This is a genomic window from Hymenobacter fodinae (assembly GCF_004745825.1).
Lineage (GTDB): Bacteria > Bacteroidota > Bacteroidia > Cytophagales > Hymenobacteraceae > Hymenobacter > Hymenobacter fodinae.
Map to the genome: position 1 here is coordinate 1289855 of NZ_SRLA01000002.1, position 15293 is coordinate 1305147.

At 56.4% G+C, this 15293-nt stretch carries 13 protein-coding genes; 5 read left to right on the top strand and 8 right to left on the bottom strand.

Annotation, left to right across the window (positions count from 1 at the left end):
- Positions 1-82 precede the first annotated feature (82 nt).
- The 3 genes from EU556_RS12790 to EU556_RS12800 all read left to right on the top strand — a co-directional run bounded on the left by EU556_RS12790 (position 83) and on the right by EU556_RS12800 (position 2191).
- Entirely contained in the window at positions 83-472 is a 390-nt protein-coding gene (locus EU556_RS12790; RefSeq protein ID WP_135434483.1) for a hypothetical protein, read from the top strand.
- A 13-nt stretch (positions 473-485) separates the two neighbouring features.
- Entirely contained in the window at positions 486-1022 is a 537-nt protein-coding gene (locus EU556_RS12795; RefSeq protein ID WP_135434484.1) for a DoxX family protein, read from the top strand.
- Between the two features lie 422 nt (positions 1023-1444).
- The gene (locus tag EU556_RS12800) at positions 1445-2191 is read left to right on the top strand and encodes a phenylalanine 4-monooxygenase (RefSeq protein ID WP_135434485.1); all 747 of its coding nucleotides are present in this window, start codon (positions 1445-1447) and stop codon (positions 2189-2191) included.
- Between the two features lie 76 nt (positions 2192-2267).
- Here EU556_RS12800 and EU556_RS12805 read toward each other — a convergent pair whose 3' ends face one another.
- From EU556_RS12805 to EU556_RS12830, 6 genes are all read right to left on the bottom strand, one after another.
- Positions 2268-2738 carry an Mpo1 family 2-hydroxy fatty acid dioxygenase gene (locus EU556_RS12805; protein ID WP_135434486.1) on the bottom strand — a complete coding sequence of 157 codons (471 nt, stop codon included), beginning with the start codon at positions 2736-2738 and terminating at the stop codon, positions 2268-2270.
- A 135-nt stretch (positions 2739-2873) separates the two neighbouring features.
- Entirely contained in the window at positions 2874-3731 is an 858-nt protein-coding gene (locus EU556_RS12810; RefSeq protein WP_245327613.1) for a dienelactone hydrolase family protein, read from the bottom strand.
- Positions 3732-4129: 398 nt separating this feature from the next.
- Entirely contained in the window at positions 4130-5446 is a 1317-nt protein-coding gene (locus EU556_RS12815; protein WP_135434487.1) for an ABC1 kinase family protein, read from the bottom strand.
- Positions 5447-5521: 75 nt separating this feature from the next.
- Positions 5522-6199 (bottom strand): TetR/AcrR family transcriptional regulator, encoded by a 678-nt coding sequence (locus EU556_RS12820; RefSeq protein WP_135434488.1) that lies wholly within the window; start codon positions 6197-6199, stop codon positions 5522-5524.
- A gap of 70 nt (positions 6200-6269) precedes the next feature.
- Positions 6270-7589 (bottom strand): cryptochrome/photolyase family protein, encoded by a 1320-nt coding sequence (locus tag EU556_RS12825; protein WP_135434489.1) that lies wholly within the window; start codon positions 7587-7589, stop codon positions 6270-6272.
- Between the two features lie 48 nt (positions 7590-7637).
- Positions 7638-8351, bottom strand: a complete 714-nt coding sequence (locus EU556_RS12830; RefSeq protein WP_135434490.1) for an SDR family NAD(P)-dependent oxidoreductase — start codon at positions 8349-8351, stop codon at positions 7638-7640.
- Positions 8352-8854: 503 nt separating this feature from the next.
- Between EU556_RS12830 and EU556_RS12835 the strand changes: the two genes are divergently transcribed.
- On the top strand, positions 8855-12304 hold the full coding sequence (locus EU556_RS12835; protein ID WP_135434491.1) for a pyruvate carboxylase: 3450 nt from the start codon (positions 8855-8857) through the stop codon (positions 12302-12304).
- Between the two features lie 57 nt (positions 12305-12361).
- Here EU556_RS12835 and EU556_RS12840 read toward each other — a convergent pair whose 3' ends face one another.
- Positions 12362-12814: an META domain-containing protein gene (locus EU556_RS12840; protein ID WP_135434492.1), complete on the bottom strand. Its 453-nt coding sequence runs from the start codon at positions 12812-12814 to the stop codon at positions 12362-12364.
- A gap of 182 nt (positions 12815-12996) precedes the next feature.
- Between EU556_RS12840 and EU556_RS12845 the strand changes: the two genes are divergently transcribed.
- A complete protein-coding gene (locus EU556_RS12845; RefSeq protein ID WP_167855562.1) occupies positions 12997-14256 on the top strand; it encodes a M20/M25/M40 family metallo-hydrolase in 1260 nt (419 codons plus the stop codon).
- Positions 14257-14334: 78 nt separating this feature from the next.
- On the opposite strand, the gene EU556_RS12850 is transcribed toward EU556_RS12845, so the two are convergent.
- Positions 14335-15189, bottom strand: a complete 855-nt coding sequence (locus tag EU556_RS12850; RefSeq protein ID WP_135434494.1) for a transporter — start codon at positions 15187-15189, stop codon at positions 14335-14337.
- Between the last annotated feature and the right edge of the window lie 104 nt (positions 15190-15293).

The window sequence follows — 15293 nt, forward strand, 5'->3', positions numbered from 1 at the left end:
ACGTCTCAGGCTGTAAAATGGGGCGTTTGGGGTGAGCTAGGCCTGTTTCTTTAGGACATGTTTCACCTCAACCTCTACTGCTATGCGTACCGTATTTCCTTTCCGTCCCTGGGCCTTCCTGCTGACGTTGCTCGTCGTATGCACCGCCGTTTCCGCGGGCTGGGCTAGCCTCAACTCCAACTTGTTTATTGAACCAGGCAAGCAGTTTGTGCTGGGGGGCAGTCAGCCCGGAGCCTTCAAAGTGGTGGCCAAAAATGTGGGCAAAGTCCCGGTAGAGTTCAAAGAGCGGCCCCGGGGCGGCGGCATTTTCGGACGCTTTACGCTGGCACCCGGCCAGTCGGCCACGTTGCGGTACATGGCAGGGTCATCGGCTTTGCTGCTCAATCCCTCAAATCAAAAAGCCAATCTACTGCTGCGTATCACGGGCGACACGAACCTGAGCATGGGCTACGAACCAAACGGTAAACTCTAAGCGGGCCTGGATCATGAAAAATCTACTGTTTGGGTATGCAGTAATGCCCTCGCGCGCCGCCGATGTAGTGTTACTGTTGTTTCGGGTGCACCTAGGCCTATCCATTGCCATTGGGGCGGGCTGGTCGAAGCTCGTAGGTCTCTACACCGCTACGGAAATGGGTAAGCTCAACACCGGCGCATCCTTAGGTCCGTCCGACTGGTTTGTGCAACAAGTAGCTGGGCTAGGCTTCACCTTTCCTTCTCCTTATTGGTGGGCGGTAGTAGCCGTTTGGGGTGAATTTATGGGCGGCCTGCTCATTGCGCTAGGCCTGTTCACGCGGCTGAGCTCGTTTCAACTGGCCTTCCAGTTCTTCGTCATTGCGTTTATCTGGTACGATAAGCCAGAGCTACTGCTAGGCATGTATTACCAACAGACGTTGTTTTGGAATTTTGTGCTGCTTACGGTGTTGGGTGGAGGCCGTTATTCACTAGATAGAGCAATAGACGAACCAACTGCTTGGCTTAAACAGCTGCGCTGGGGTAAGCCAGTTGCGGCGGGTAGCTTGTAAGATGAGCCTTAAAGATTGATGAAAGCATCGAAGCATTACGCTTTACAAGTTCTCTACTCTGATCTTGAGAAATAAAAATAATTCACAAACGGGGTCAAAACAGACGGGGTGTATTGATGAAAATAGATGCATTTTATAATTATGCCTACCATTCTTAAGGTGATAAAAGATATTTGAGTTTAGTATCTATCTTAAGGGCCTGAAAAAATAAAGGGGCCATCATAGAACATCTTGTTTTTATATTTTACTATATTTGTCCATCATGTTTAACTACTCCGCGAAGCAAGTCTGCCTAACTAATATTCGTCCCATGCAGGATGAAGTCGGGCTGCAGTGCCGGTACGGAAGCTAAGAGCAACATGCTACTTCACCTCTGAAAACCAGTAAAGGCCCGACTCCGAAAGGAAATCGGGCCTTTTTTTATGTCTACAGCCATGCTTCAGCAGCACTACGATCGGTACACGACGCAGGACCAGTTGGTCTGGAAAGTATTGTTTGACCGCCAGACGGCTCTCCTGCACAAGCGGGCCTGCTCAGCTTTTGCTAAAGGCTTGGAGGCCGTAGGCTTCCACCGCAATGCTATTCCTAACTTCGAGGAGGTCAGCCAGAGGTTGTATAAAGCCACCGGTTGGCAGTTGGAGCCCGTAGAAGGCATGCTGAACGACGCCGAATTCTTCGGGTTGCTGGCCCAGCGCAAGTTTCCGGCTACCGTCTGGATCCGGACTATGGCGCAGTTCGACTTCATTGAGGAGCCCGACTTGTTCCACGGCGTGTTCGGTCACGTGCCCCTGCTCATGGACAAGGCCTTCGCGGACTTTCTGCACTTTCTAGGCCAGGTAGCCGCTCAGCACCTCGACGATGAGGTGGCCCTGACGCGGCTGGAGCGGCTGTACGGTTTCACGGTGCAGTTTGGCTTGGTGCAGGAGCGCGGCGAAACCCGCATGTACGGGGCCGGTTTGCTGTCGTCGTCAGGTGAAATTCACCATTGCATCGGTGATGTTACGCGCCGCTACCCCTTCGACTTGGCTACCGTGCTCCAAACGCCTTACAGCGAAGCTCATCTGCAGGACCAGTACTTCCTGCTTAACAGCTGGGAGCAACTCACCGAAAGCGTAGCCGAGTTGGCCGCGCTGTTGGCCTCCAACTGGCAGCTGAAGCCAGTGGAATAGGCTGCCAGTAAATTCATTCAACCAGAAGGGCCAACTTACTGCAGTAAGTTGGCCCTTCTGGTTGAGTAGGTGGCTGTTAGTAGTGCCAGCCCAAGCGGCGATATACGAAATGCAGCAGCCAGAGCGGACCAATCAGCAGGAACTGGAGGTCTTTCAGAAAAGAGGGCTTTTTACCTTCCACTTTATGCCCCCAGAACTGTCCAATCCAAGCCAGCACAAACACGATCAGGCAAACGGCCCAGAGCGGCAGCGCGCCGCCAGCATCCACCAGGCGTAAGGCGCCCGCCATCAGCAACCACACAAACAGCATCCCGATGGCCAGCCGTACCGACAGACGCAGGTAATAAATGATGGCCAGTGCCATTACCAACGTGCCCCAATTCAGCCAGGGGCTTATACGTTGCAACGCGTCTGGCACCGGAATAGACCAGAGCAGGCCTAAGATAGAGAACATGATTAGTGGCACACATACCCAGTGCACCAGCTTGTTGGTGGGGTTTTGGTGGCTCTCTCCGTATACAGAAAGCAAAGCTGGTAAGGCAGTCATGGTGGTGGTAGTGGGAATGGGTGGAGGATCAGGGCTTCGACAAAAGATACTTTTTTGTAGGCATAAAAGAAAAGGAGCTACCCACCCGGGTAGCTCCTTTTGCTGTGTCAATGATGCTTTTGGCAGACGATAGGCTTAGCCTTTCAGCTTAAAGTTTTTCTTCAGGTGGGCCACGGCTGCGTTGTGAGCGTCGGCGGCGTACGCTTTGTTGTACTTGGGGTTAGATGGGTTGGCGAAGGCGTGGTCGGCATCGTAGTTCTTGATGGTTACCTTCTTTTTGGCGGCGGCCATGTCCTTCTGAAACTGGGCTACCACTTCGGGGTTAATCCATTTGTCTTGCGTAGCGAAAATGCCCAGCACATCCGTATTCAAGGTTTTGAGCTTGGCTACGTCTTTTTCGGGCATGCCGTAGTACATCACGCAGCCAACGGCTTTGGGGCCAGCTAGCAGAGCTGTTTGCAGACTCCAGCCGCCCCCGAAGCACCATCCCACGCTGGCTACTTTGGCGTTCGGGCCTGCATACAGCAAAGCGCCTTTGATGATATTCTGGGAGCGGTCGGTTTTCACGCCCTGCATGAGCTTACCAGCTTGGTCGGGGTCGGTGGCCACCTGACCGTCGTAAAGGTCGAGGGCAATGACGTTTACACCGGGCAGATCCTTGGCATATTGGGCCGCTTCCTTCTTGATGTAGTCATTGAGGCCCCACCACTCGTGAATCACGAACAGGTACTTATCGGAGCGGACGTTGCTTTTAATTTCAAACGCCTTGCTGCTTTGCCCATCGGGTGTTTTGAACTCAATAGTTTCACCCTCGCCAGCGTAGGTGTAGGGCAGGGGGGCATCATGGCCACCAGAGAAATCCTCGTTAGAGGCCAGCATGGCAAAGGCCTCTGTGGCAGTAGCCGGTTTGGCGCAGCAGCTCAGAGCACTTTGGGCCGAGGCCATGGTAACGGTGCTCAGCAGCACCCCAAAAAGGGTCCAGAATTTCTTCATAAGAGGGGAAGTGAGAGAGTATAAAAAGCCAGTCCAGCTTTCCGGCCGGGAAAACTGGACTGGCAGCATAAACTCACAAGTCGTAATTAGGTTTTCAGTGTGCACACTGGCTTAGGATAGAATCAGCTGGAAAATAGCCCGTCATGTCGAGCTTGTCGAGACATCTCGCGTGCTGACGTTGCCAGGCTAACCCAACCTAGAAGCAAGTCATCCTGAGTCGAGCGAAGAATCCTATCAGGTTAGCACGAGGCGCTAGGCCAGTCGTTCATGCCTGAGAAGAGCCTTCCTACGTCAGGATGAAGTGCTGGAATAGTGTTCTAGGCCGGTATGATTACTACCACAATCTCAGCACGCAAGATGTCTCGACAAGCTCGACATGACGGTATTATCTATTTGTTCTAGGCCAGTGGTGCCGTTCTGATGGAGGCGCGCAGCTCCGTGAGCAGGGCGTAGAGGCCTACGTAGGTGCGATTGAGGTAGATAAAGTGCTCGGAGCCACGGGGCTCGCGCTGCTGCCGTAGCTCGGGCTGTTGCATCAGGTCGTCCCCGAGAGCGTAGAGGCTTTGCAAGTAGGCTGGGTCGCCGAAGTCGAACGTAGCTTGGCGGAACGGACGGCCCACCAGCTCTAGGGAAGCCTGCATGGTGCTCACGTAGAACGTGCGTTTGGCAGGTGCATCTTCGGGGCGCACCACGCCGGCTTCTTCCAGCAGCGTAGTGAGCAGCGCCGTATCGGCTAGAGTTTCGGGGGCGAGGAGGGCAGTGAAGAGCCGGTGCACATCCTCGGGAATCTCCTTTACACAGCCGAAGTCCAGCACGCCTAAAGTACCTCCATCATTAGAGCGTAGCAGGAAGTTGCCGGGGTGGGGGTCGGCGTGAACGGTGCGCAGGGTGTTGAGCTGGAACATATAGAAGTCCCAGAGGGCCTGGCCTAGCTGGTTGCGTACGTCTTGGGGTGGGTCGGTAGCCAGGAACTCTTTTAGGTGCTGGCCGGGCAGCCAGTCCATGGTCAGGATACGGGCAGAAGAAAGCTCTGAGTAATACTTAGGGAATTGCAGGTGCGCCAGGCCAGCACAAGCAGCCGCAATTTCCTGGCCCCGGCGCAGCTCCAAGGCATAATCGGTTTCCTCAATGAGGCGAGTTTCTACCTCCTCCAGGTACGGGCGCACCGTGTCTTCGGAGAGGCCTAGTACGCGCAGAGCAATGGGTTTCACTAGCCGGATATCGGAGTGAATGCTGTCGGCTACGCCCGGGTACTGCACCTTCACGGCCAGCGCTAGGTCACCCTTGCGGGCGAAATGCACTTGCCCAATGCTGGCGGCTTGCCGGGCCTGCAAATCAAACTCATCAAACACCTCAAACGGCGACTTTCCAAAGGCATCTCGAAAGGCCTTTACCACCAGCGGGCCCGAAAGGGGGGGAGTCTGATACTGGGCCTGCGCAAACTGATCGGCGTAGGCAGTAGGCAGAATGTTCTTCTCCATGGCCAGCATCTGGGCCACTTTAAGCACCGAGCCTTTCATCTCGCTCAGGGCACCGTAGAGCTCCGCGGCATTGGCGGCGTGCAGGTCTTCGGAAGTAGAGTCGGCTCCCACGGCGCGCTTGGCGTAGTGCTTTACATAGTTGGCCCCAACGTTGAGGCCGGTTTTAGCGAAGCGGGCCGCCCGCGCCACTTTGGTTGTAGGCAGGGAGGAGAGAGACTTTTGGGGTTCTTCCATTAGAGGCTGTAGCAAAAAGGAGTGGCCTACAGTACTGTAGGCCACTCATACAAACAAAGCGAGCGTGCGAAAACGTTACTTCCGGCGCACCAGGAAACGCACAAAATCCACGGCGGAATCGAGGGTGTTGCGACCTACCAGATCAAAGCTGAGCGTGACAGCCTTCTCCACGGCCGCATCGGTACGCTCAAAATCAATGGTATCGTCTTTGGCGAAGAAGCCGAGCACAAATAGAGCTTGTTGCCAAAAGGCACGCGGATATTGGTCTTGCACCAGCGGGCGGTTAGCCACTTCTTCGGTGCGGCGACCATCGCGCAGAATCTCGCCCACAAACACCTCAAAATCCTGCCGGAAATCGTCGAGCACCCGGGGCGTCAGGCCGGGCAGTTCTGGCATGGAGCGGTGCAGGGAGTTGAGCGCATAGCTGCGGTTACGCTTCAGCACTTCCAAGAGGGTGTAGTAAAAGCCCAGCAACTTCTCGCGGGCACCATACTGGGCCCACACCGGCTCCTTGGCGGCCGTTACGCGTGCTTCCCGGCCAAAGTCAGCCCACAGCTCCCGGTCGATGGCCGCGAAGTTGGCGTAATACCGGTAGAACTCCTGCTCCGGCAGGCCTAGCTTCTGAGTGAGCTTATACACCGATACCGGCGGCTTGCCCTTGCGGAGCACATAGTCGAGGTAGGCCTGCTTGATGCGGTCGGCGGGAGTAGCCGTGGTTTCGGGCTCGGCGGCGGGCGAAGGTTGCTGTTCCATAGTAGAAGTATAACCGGCAGAAGGGGTGGGTAGTTCGGCTATCTCAGCGGTAAATCAGAAAGAAAGTGGCCTAGCCAGCCGCCTGATAGGCAGCGCGCAAGGTGTCAACGGCGCGCTGGCGGGCGAACTTATGGTCCACGATGGGCTTGGGGTAGTCACAGGTGCCAAACTCCGGCACCCACTGCCACACGTAGGCAAAAGTGGGGTCGTACTGCTCCTGCTGACTTTGCGGGCTGTACACCCGGAACCATGGCGCGGCTACTACGCCGGTACCCGCCATCCATTGCCAGTTGCCCACGTTTTGGGCCATGTCGTAGTCGAGGAGCTTATCGGCGAAGTACTTGTCGCCCCAGCGCCAATCGATGAGCAGGTGCTTTACCAGAAAGCCCGCCGCCGCAATGCGCGCGCGGTTGGGTAAGTAGCCGGTTTGGTTTAGCTCGCGCATACCCGCATCTACCAGTGGGTAGCCCGTGCGGCCCTCGCACCAGGCCTGGAATTCCTCCTCGTTGTTGCGGTAGGGCACGTGGCGCAGGCGCGGGTCGTAGCTTTCGGTGGCGGTGTTCGGGAAGTGCCAGAGCAGCATCATGAAGTAGTCGCGCCAGATCAGCTCGGCCAGCAGTTTGGGGTTCAGGTCGCGGGCCTGGCGCATGAGCTCCCGCACGCTGAGGGTACCAAAGCGCAAGTGCACTGAGCGGCGGGTGCTGCTATTCACCTGCCCCGGCGAGTTACGGGTAAGGTGGTAGTTGCGCACCACCGCTTCATCTGGAAGCTCCGCCGCCGGCACAAATTGCTCAAACCGCTCGAAGCCCATGCTTTCCAGGCTAGGCCTAGGCTCGGCATCGGGCAAGCGGCCTAGCCGCTCTTTGCTAAACATTTCCGCTGAAGGGTAGGCCTGCAAGTCTTCATCACGCAGCTTGGCCAGCCACGCGTCGCGGTAGGAGCTGAAGGTGCGGTTGGGGGTACCTGACTTACTCAAGATTTCCCGCTTGGCGAAGATGACCTGATCTTTGCTAGCCTGGAAAGTGGCCCCGTGGCGCTGGCACAGTTCCGCTACGGCCCCATCGCGAACTGTGGCGTAAGGCTCATAGTCTTCGTTGGTATACACTGCCGCTACTTCATAGCGCGTAAGTAACTCTTCAAATACCTCTAACGGACGCCCGTACCGAGCCAGGAAGGTGCCACCCGCTTGCGCGGTTTCCCGAGCCAGGCGCTCCACCTGATCATAGATGAACGTGACGCGTGCATCGCGGCGGCTGGGCAGGAGGTCCAGGATTTCCCGGTCGTAGATAAACAAGGGCACTACCGGATAGCCGCTGTGTAGCGCCGCCGCTAGGCCTGCATTGTCGTGGATGCGTAAATCGCGCCGGTGCCAGAAAAGAGCAATTTTCATCTGTGAGGCCAACGGTAGATGGTGAAGTCAGGGGTGAGTGCGCTTAGGTTACTTCAATTTGCCCATGCCTCCGTCTACGGGCATAATTTGGCCCGTGATGAAGGAGCTATGGTCGGAGAGCAGGAAAGAGGCCATGTAGGCCAGGTCCTGGGGCTCACCAATGCGCTGCAGGGGGTGGCGCTTGGCACCGGCTTCTACCTTCTCGGGCGTGCTCAAAAGCGCAGCCGCCAGGGGAGTGTTGGTGAGGGAAGGCGCCACCGCATTCACTCTAATGCCACTGGCGGCGTACTCGGCGGCTAGTGCCCGAGTTAGTCCTTCAACCGCCGCCTTAGCAGTGGCAATGCTGGTGTGAAATGCCATGCCCGTTTCGGCGGCCACCGTGCTAAACAGAACCACCGAGGCCCCGTTGGCCTTTTTGAGGCGCTTCATAGTAGCCTGCAGAATTTGCACCGCACCCATCACGTTCAACTCAAAGTCGCTACGGAAATCCTCGGCCGGAATGCGCTCGAAGGGGCGCAGCTTGATGCTGCCGGGGCAATATACCACGCCATGCAGTACCTCGGGCAAACCGTCTAGCAACTGGCCTAGCGGCTGCGTTACATCCACTTCCAGGAAGTTGGTATTGAGTTCGGTCAGCTCGGGCGACTGATGACGGGAAGCGGTAAATAGGGTGGCGCCCAGCTCGTGCAGCAGGCGGGCAGTGGCTAGGCCTATTCCGGAGGAGGCTCCTACTACAAGGATGTTCTTGTCGGCAAATTGCATGATACAGTTCAGGTGAGAGGCAGTAGTTGCTAACTGAACTTTTCAGAGAAAGTTTACGCCTGTGGGCATCGTAGCAAATCAGCCGGTCGGTTTGCCTTCTCGTCTCCAATTCATCATCTTGCCAAATTGCCTTAGCCTACCACGCGACACTGCTTCAGTGTCCGTTCCTTATACCATATTTTCAGTCAAATTTCTGCTAATCAGAGGGTATAAGGCCGATTGATGAGGGACTGGCTAACGCATAATAACTGCTTTTGTGTGCATCTCTCTGATGACAGCCAGGGGACTTTATCAATGCTCCTTACATAAGCAGTGAGGGAAGTGCCGAACTGGTAAGGGGCAGAAATATGCTTGTAATCAGGCAAGAAAATTTCTTGAATGTCCTCATATTAAAGCCAGGGTATATTGCGAAAAATTTAGTTTCAGCTAAAATTCGCTAACTCTGTGGTGCGCTTTGCGTAGCTTGCTTCACCTCCTTACTTCCTTAAACTCTGCTGTTTCGTATGAACATCCGTAAGCTGTTGGTCGCCAACCGGGGCGAAATTGCCATTCGTGTACTGCGAGCGGCCACTGAGTTAGGTATCACCACGGTGGCCATTTACACCTACGAGGACCGCTACTCCCTGCACCGCTACAAAGCCGATGAGGCCTACCAGATCGGGCGCGATGATGAGCCGCTGAAACCGTATCTGGATATCGAAGGCATCATTCGGTTGGCGAAGGAAAACGGTGTGGATGCAATTCATCCGGGGTATGGCTTCCTAAGTGAAAACGCTACGCTGGCTCGGCGCTGCCGCGAGGAGGGCATCATCTTTGTGGGGCCGCGCCCCGAGGTGATGGAGGCTCTCGGCGACAAAGTGGCTGCCAAGCGAGTAGCAGTGCAATGTCAAGTGCCCATCATCGAGAGCAGCGAAGCCGACCTGACGGACATTGAGGTAGCCCTGGCCGAGGCGCACCGCATTGGCTACCCCGTAATGCTCAAAGCTGCTGCGGGCGGTGGTGGCCGGGGCATGCGCGTCATCCGCGACGATGAACAGCTGGAGCGCGGCTTTTTCGAGGCCCGTAACGAGGCTCTGAAGGCCTTCGGCGACGACACGGTGTTTCTGGAGAAGTTTGTAGAGCGACCTAAGCACATTGAAGTGCAGCTCGTAGCCGACAACCATGGAGGCCTAGTGCACCTCTATGAGCGCGACTGCTCCGTGCAGCGCCGTTACCAGAAAGTAGTAGAAGTAGCGCCCTCGCTCAACCTGCCCGACCACATGCGTCACTTGTTGTATGAGTACGCGCTGCGCCTGGGCCGGGCCGTGAACTACAACAACGTGGGCACCGTGGAATTCTTGGTTAACCCCGAGCACGACCGGATCTACTTCATCGAGGTGAACCCCCGCATTCAGGTTGAGCACACCGTAACGGAGATGATTACGGGCATCGACCTGATCAAAACCCAGATTCATATTGCCGACGGGCGGCGGCTGAGCGACAAGGAGATAGGCCTAGGCTCGGATGTGAAGCCGATGAAGAACGGCGTGGCCATTCAGTGCCGCATCACCACTGAAGACCCCGAGAACGACTTCAAACCCGACTACGGTACCATCACAGCCTACCGCTCGGCGGGGGGCTTTGGTATTCGTCTCGATCAGGGCTCGGTGTATACCGGCGTGAAGGTGTCGCCGTTCTTTGATTCCCTGCTGGTGAAGGTGTCAACCCACGCGCCCACGCTGGCCGATGCGGCCCAGAAGATGGCCCGGACGCTCGACGAATTTCGGGTGCGCGGGGTGCGGACCAACATTCAGTTTCTGCAGAACATCATTGCCCACCCCGTGTTTGCGGCGGGGGAGGCCAACGTTGATTTCATCAAGGACCACCCCGAGCTGTTCAAGTTCAAGGCCCGCCAAGACCGCGCCACCAAGGTGCTCAGCTTCCTCGGCGACGTAATTGTGAACGGGAACCCCGACGTGAAAGGTCACGTGGATCATAAACGGGAGCTGCGCAAGCCCCGCCTGCCTCAATACGACCCCAGCGCAACCTACACGCCCGGCACCAAGGATAAGCTCACCGAGCTAGGCCCCGACGAGTTTGCCAAGTGGCTGCGGGCCGATGATGCTATTCATTACACCGATACCACCCTGCGTGACGCCCACCAGAGCCTACTGGCCACGCGCATGCGCACCTTTGATATGCTGAAGGTGGCGGAGCGCTACGCCAAGCAGCACCCCCAAACCTTCTCTTTGGAGTGCTGGGGCGGAGCCACCTTCGACGTAGCCCTGCGCTTCCTGCACGAAGACCCCTGGGACCGGCTGGCCAAGCTGCGCAAGGCCGTGCCCAACATTCTGCTTCAGATGCTTATCCGGGGGGCTAATGGTGTGGGCTATAAAGCCTACCCCGATAACCTTACCGAGCGGTTCGTGCAGCAGGCCGCCGAAACCGGCATCGACGTGTTCCGCATCTTCGACTCTCTGAACTGGATGCCGGGCATGGAAGCGTGCATTGGCTTCGTGCGCAACAAAACTGACCGGCTCGCGGAAGCCAGCATCTGCTACACCGGCGACATTCTCAACCCCAAGCGAAACCGCAAATACTCCCTTGAGTACTACCTGCGCCTGGCCAAGCAGATTGAAGAGGCCGGGGCGCACATTCTCTGCATTAAAGACATGGCTGGTCTGCTAAAACCCTACGCCGCCCAGGAACTCATCACGGCCCTGCGCGACACGGTGGACATGCCCATTCACCTGCATACCCACGACACCAGCAGCCTCCAAGCTGCCACCTATCTAAAGGCGGTTGAGGCTGGGGTAGATGTGATTGACGTGGCCTTGGGCAGCCTGTCTGGTCTCACTTCCCAGCCTAACTTCAACAGCATTGTGGAGATGCTGCGGGGCCAGCCGCGCCACCGCGAGTACGACCAATATTCCCTCAACGAGTTTTCCAACTACTGGGAAACCGTGCGGGAGCATTACTACCCCTTTGAGTCAGACTTGAAGGCGGGCACCTCCGAAGTGTTTCAGCACGAAATTCCGGGCGGGCAGTACTCCAACCTGCGGCCCCAGGCCGCGGCGCTAGGCCTCCTGGATAAGTTCGAAACCATCAAGAGCACCTTCGCTGACGTTAACCAGCTCTTCGGCGACATCGTGAAGGTGACGCCTTCTTCGAAAGTAGTCGGCGACATGGCCCTATTCTTGGTTTCCAACAACCTGACTACGGCCGACGTGCTGGAGAAAGGTCCGAGCCTCAACTTCCCAGAGTCGGTGCGGGAGCTGTTCCGCGGGGATATTGGCCAGCCGGAAGGAGGGTGGCCTAGCGACGTGCAGAAGGCCATTTTGAAAGACGAGCAGCCCTTTACCGACCGCCCTAATGAGCACCTGGCCCCCATTGACTTCGAGGCGGAGTGGAAGAAGTTTGAGGAGAAGTTCGGGACGCGCAGCAAATTCACCGATCTGCTTTCCTGGCTGCTTTATCCTAAAGTGTTCGAGCAATACTGGGCCCACCTACAGCAGTACGGCGAGGTGAGCATCATCCCGACCCAAGTGTTCTACTATGGCCTAGAACCCGGCGAGGAAACCATCATTGATATTGCCAAGGGCAAAAGCATCATCGTAGGCCTGCAGTCCATTGGCCCGGTAAACGATGACGGCAACCGCACTATCTTCTTCAACCTCAACGGCCAGACCCGAAACGTAGAAATCCGCGACAACAGCGTGGAAGTGGTGCGCGTGCACAATGCAAAGGTCGATAAAGCAAATCCTAAGCAGATTGGGGCGCCCCTGCAAGGCATGCTCTCACGGGTGCTGGTAAAAGACGGCGAAGAAGTGAAACGCAACGCGCCGCTCTTCATCATCGAGGCCATGAAAATGGAAACCACCATTACCGCCAACGAAGACACGGTGGTAAAGGGCTTGCACCTCGGCGAAGGTACCTTAGTTAACTCTGATGATCTGGTGCTGACGTTGGCCTAAAGCTATAGCATAGCCTAGGTCAGTAAGAAAGGGCTTTCTACGCTAGAAAGCCCCTTCTTATTTCCCGGCCAGAAATACGGCCAGCGGCGCTACGGTTGTTTCGCTGTACAAGCGCAGCGTGTCGGCGCTGATGCGGTAGGAGCGGGTATTGTTCAGCACATTCAGGAACCGGTTCTCCAAGGTGAGCTCAGGGCAAGCCATTTTGGTGGAGAGCAACGGTCCGAACTGGAGTTTTCCTCCTGAGGGTAGAGTAAAAGCCCCCCTAAATCGGTTACAACCGGCCTGGCCTTCGGCCTGAGTTTCAGTAGCACTGAGTTGCAGGTACATTTCCCGCTCAGGGTTAGCCGGTATGGGTTGAGCCTCGAGCCGGTAGAGCAGCCATCGGGTAGTATGCAGAGTAGCGGGTGGAGGAGTAGGGCTAGAAACGGTATGGCTAAGCTTCGGCTGACAGGAGTTAAGTAAAAAGCTGAGAATGAAGCCGGTGAAGAAAAGTGGGCGAGCCTGTTGCATAAGGTGGGTGACTAGGGTGCAACAAAAATGCAAATCCGGGCTGAAAAATGACGTGGGAAGCACGTCTAACACTAGCTTGGAATAGGACAAAATGGCTACATTCGGCCATGAAAACTTTCCTTTTTATCTCCCTTTTATTCTATTGTACGCAAACTGCGCTGGGGCAGAGAAAAACTGTTGCTGTGCCCGCCCCGGGAGTTGCTCCGGCTACCGTTGAACGGGTGTTGCGCACGCTGGCCGCCGATGATATGCAGGGGAGAGCATCAGGAAAGCCAGGGGCTCAAAAGGCTGCCGAATTTCTGGCCGCCGAGTTTAAGCGCATAGGCCTAGAGCCACTACCCGGCCTGACCAGCTATGCCCAATCATTCCCAACGTATGAGGTCCGGACGGCGGCGGCATTTGTGAATATAAACGGCGCCAACATCACACCCGACAAGATGCTGCTGATTTCGGGTAAGCCTCATTTAAACTGGACCGACTCTGATGAGCCAGTGCCTAAGATGGTAACCGTGGCCGCCGACGGTAATCTGATGCGGGAGGTACGACCCTTGCTGGAGCCGCGCGAGAACAGCATCGTGTTTGTGGACCCCAGCCACGCGGCTACCTTCAACCGGTTGGCCGGATACGTGAAGCGAGGCGGTTTACGGGCCGACAAACCCGCTGAATTTACCACTCTAATTGTGCTAGGAACTCCACCGCCGGCGCCCGTCAAGTTTCGGGTGGCCGCAACTACCACCATCCGGACGGTAGAGCTGCGGAATGTGGTGGGCGTGTTACCTGGGAAAGATGCTGCTCGTGCCACGGAGCAAGTTGTATTCAGCGGACATTACGACCATCTAGGCATCATTCCGGCAGTGCAGGGCGACTCTATTGCCAATGGCGCCGATGATGACGCTAGCGGTACTACCGCTGTAGTAGCGCTGGCAGAGTATTTTAAGAAGAAGGCTGACAATGCCCGCACCTTGGTATTTGTGGCCTTTGCTGCCGAAGAAATTGGCGGTTTCGGGGCCCGCTACTTCTCGCAGCAGCTTGACCCCAAGCAGGTGGTGGCCATGTTCAATATCGAAATGATCGGCAAGCAAGCTAAGTTCGGTCCCAATACTGCCTTCATCACAGGCTTCGATAAGTCAGACTTCGGCAAATTGCTGCAGGAAAATACCAAGGGGGCAGTATTCCGCTTCGAGGCCGACCCGTATCCCGAGCAAAACCTGTTCTATCGGTCCGATAACGCCACGCTGGCTCGGCTGGGCGTGCCGGCTCACACCATCAGCACCGACCAGATTCCAACCGACAAGCTCTACCACAGCGTGAATGATGAGGTAGAATCACTGGATTTGGCGAACATGACTGCAGTAATCTCGGCCGTTGGGCGTAGTGCCGCCGGAATCATTTCTGGCAAACAAACCCCCACACGCATTGCCCCTGAGCAAGTGAAGCAGTAGACAGTTATCAGTCTGCGTAAAAGCGCTAGGCCACTCTGCAAACACGTGCAGAGTGGCCTAGCGCTTTTTCAATGGTGGCTACTTGCCTAGGCGGGCACTTAATCCGCCCCCGATGTTGAAGCCACCCGCGGCACCTGTCAGGCCATGGCCCGCCGTTACGTCGAAGCGGAGACCGGGTAGGGGGCGCCAGTACAGACCCGAGGTTACGCCCGGTAACCAGCCCTGCTGCCGCTGCCACGTGGCATACGTTTCAGCAAAGAACCCTACGTGGTTGCTGGCCGTGAGTGGCCCATTGAGAGCCAAGGTGGTGAGGTATTGTCCTTGTTTGGTGCCCTCGGCTTTAAAGCCGCGTTGCCGAAAACCGAAGTTGCCTTCCAGCCCAAAGCGCTGCCCAAGTTGCTGTGATATGAGCAGCCGCCCACCGGGCTCATACTGCTTCTCACCGAAGCTGGCGTCGCCGTTGCGCAGGTTCATATCCAATAGCACCACAACCTGGGAGCGGCTATTTTGCACCGTAGAAGCCAAAAACTTCGCGCCTACATTTAGCGGAGCAAAGCCCGTTGGCCCGGCATAAGGAGTTGGAGCTCCTTCGCTGTTAAGTGGCCTAGCGGTGCCCGGCGTGAGCAAGTAATTCTGAGTAGCGCGCAGCTCAATATGATTGAAGAAGCCCACCCGCAGCGTATTGACCCAAGCGGAGCGGCCAGCGTAGCCCACGCTGCTAGTCCGGTCGTAGCTGTTCAGCCCAGTTTCTATCTGAAACTGGCCCGGGTACAGCATGTTCGTGGTGATGGTCTGGCCCGGACGGTCCGGGCGAATCAGGCGCACAAATGGCGACTCGCCATTATCCAACCGATAGTCAGTGGTCTGGGCCAGGGTGCGGGCCGAGCCGGCGAGCATAAGCCCGGCGGCGGTCAGCAGGATGGTCTTTCTCATTTCCCTTCGACACGTTTCAAACTTTAATGGTTCGATTTTTTGCGAAACCGTGAAACCTATAGCAGAAATTATCGTAGTCGGCGGCACCTATACACCAAGCCTAA

Excerpts from the sequence above, each read along its gene's own strand:
- EU556_RS12790 (WP_135434483.1), top strand. The coding sequence starts at position 83 with ATGCGTACCGTATTTCCTTTCCGTCCCTGGGCCTTCCTGCTGACGTTG.
- EU556_RS12795 (WP_135434484.1), top strand. The coding sequence starts at position 486 with ATGAAAAATCTACTGTTTGGGTATGCAGTAATGCCCTCGCGCGCCGCC.
- EU556_RS12800 (WP_135434485.1), top strand. The coding sequence starts at position 1,445 with ATGTCTACAGCCATGCTTCAGCAGCACTACGATCGGTACACGACGCAG.
- EU556_RS12805 (WP_135434486.1), bottom strand. The coding sequence starts at position 2,738 with ATGACTGCCTTACCAGCTTTGCTTTCTGTATACGGAGAGAGCCACCAA.
- EU556_RS12810 (WP_245327613.1), bottom strand. The coding sequence starts at position 3,731 with ATGAAGAAATTCTGGACCCTTTTTGGGGTGCTGCTGAGCACCGTTACC.
- EU556_RS12815 (WP_135434487.1), bottom strand. The coding sequence starts at position 5,446 with ATGGAAGAACCCCAAAAGTCTCTCTCCTCCCTGCCTACAACCAAAGTG.
- EU556_RS12820 (WP_135434488.1), bottom strand. The coding sequence starts at position 6,199 with ATGGAACAGCAACCTTCGCCCGCCGCCGAGCCCGAAACCACGGCTACT.
- EU556_RS12825 (WP_135434489.1), bottom strand. The coding sequence starts at position 7,589 with ATGAAAATTGCTCTTTTCTGGCACCGGCGCGATTTACGCATCCACGAC.
- EU556_RS12830 (WP_135434490.1), bottom strand. The coding sequence starts at position 8,351 with ATGCAATTTGCCGACAAGAACATCCTTGTAGTAGGAGCCTCCTCCGGA.
- EU556_RS12835 (WP_135434491.1), top strand. The coding sequence starts at position 8,855 with ATGAACATCCGTAAGCTGTTGGTCGCCAACCGGGGCGAAATTGCCATT.
- EU556_RS12840 (WP_135434492.1), bottom strand. The coding sequence starts at position 12,814 with ATGCAACAGGCTCGCCCACTTTTCTTCACCGGCTTCATTCTCAGCTTT.
- EU556_RS12850 (WP_135434494.1), bottom strand. The coding sequence starts at position 15,189 with ATGAGAAAGACCATCCTGCTGACCGCCGCCGGGCTTATGCTCGCCGGC.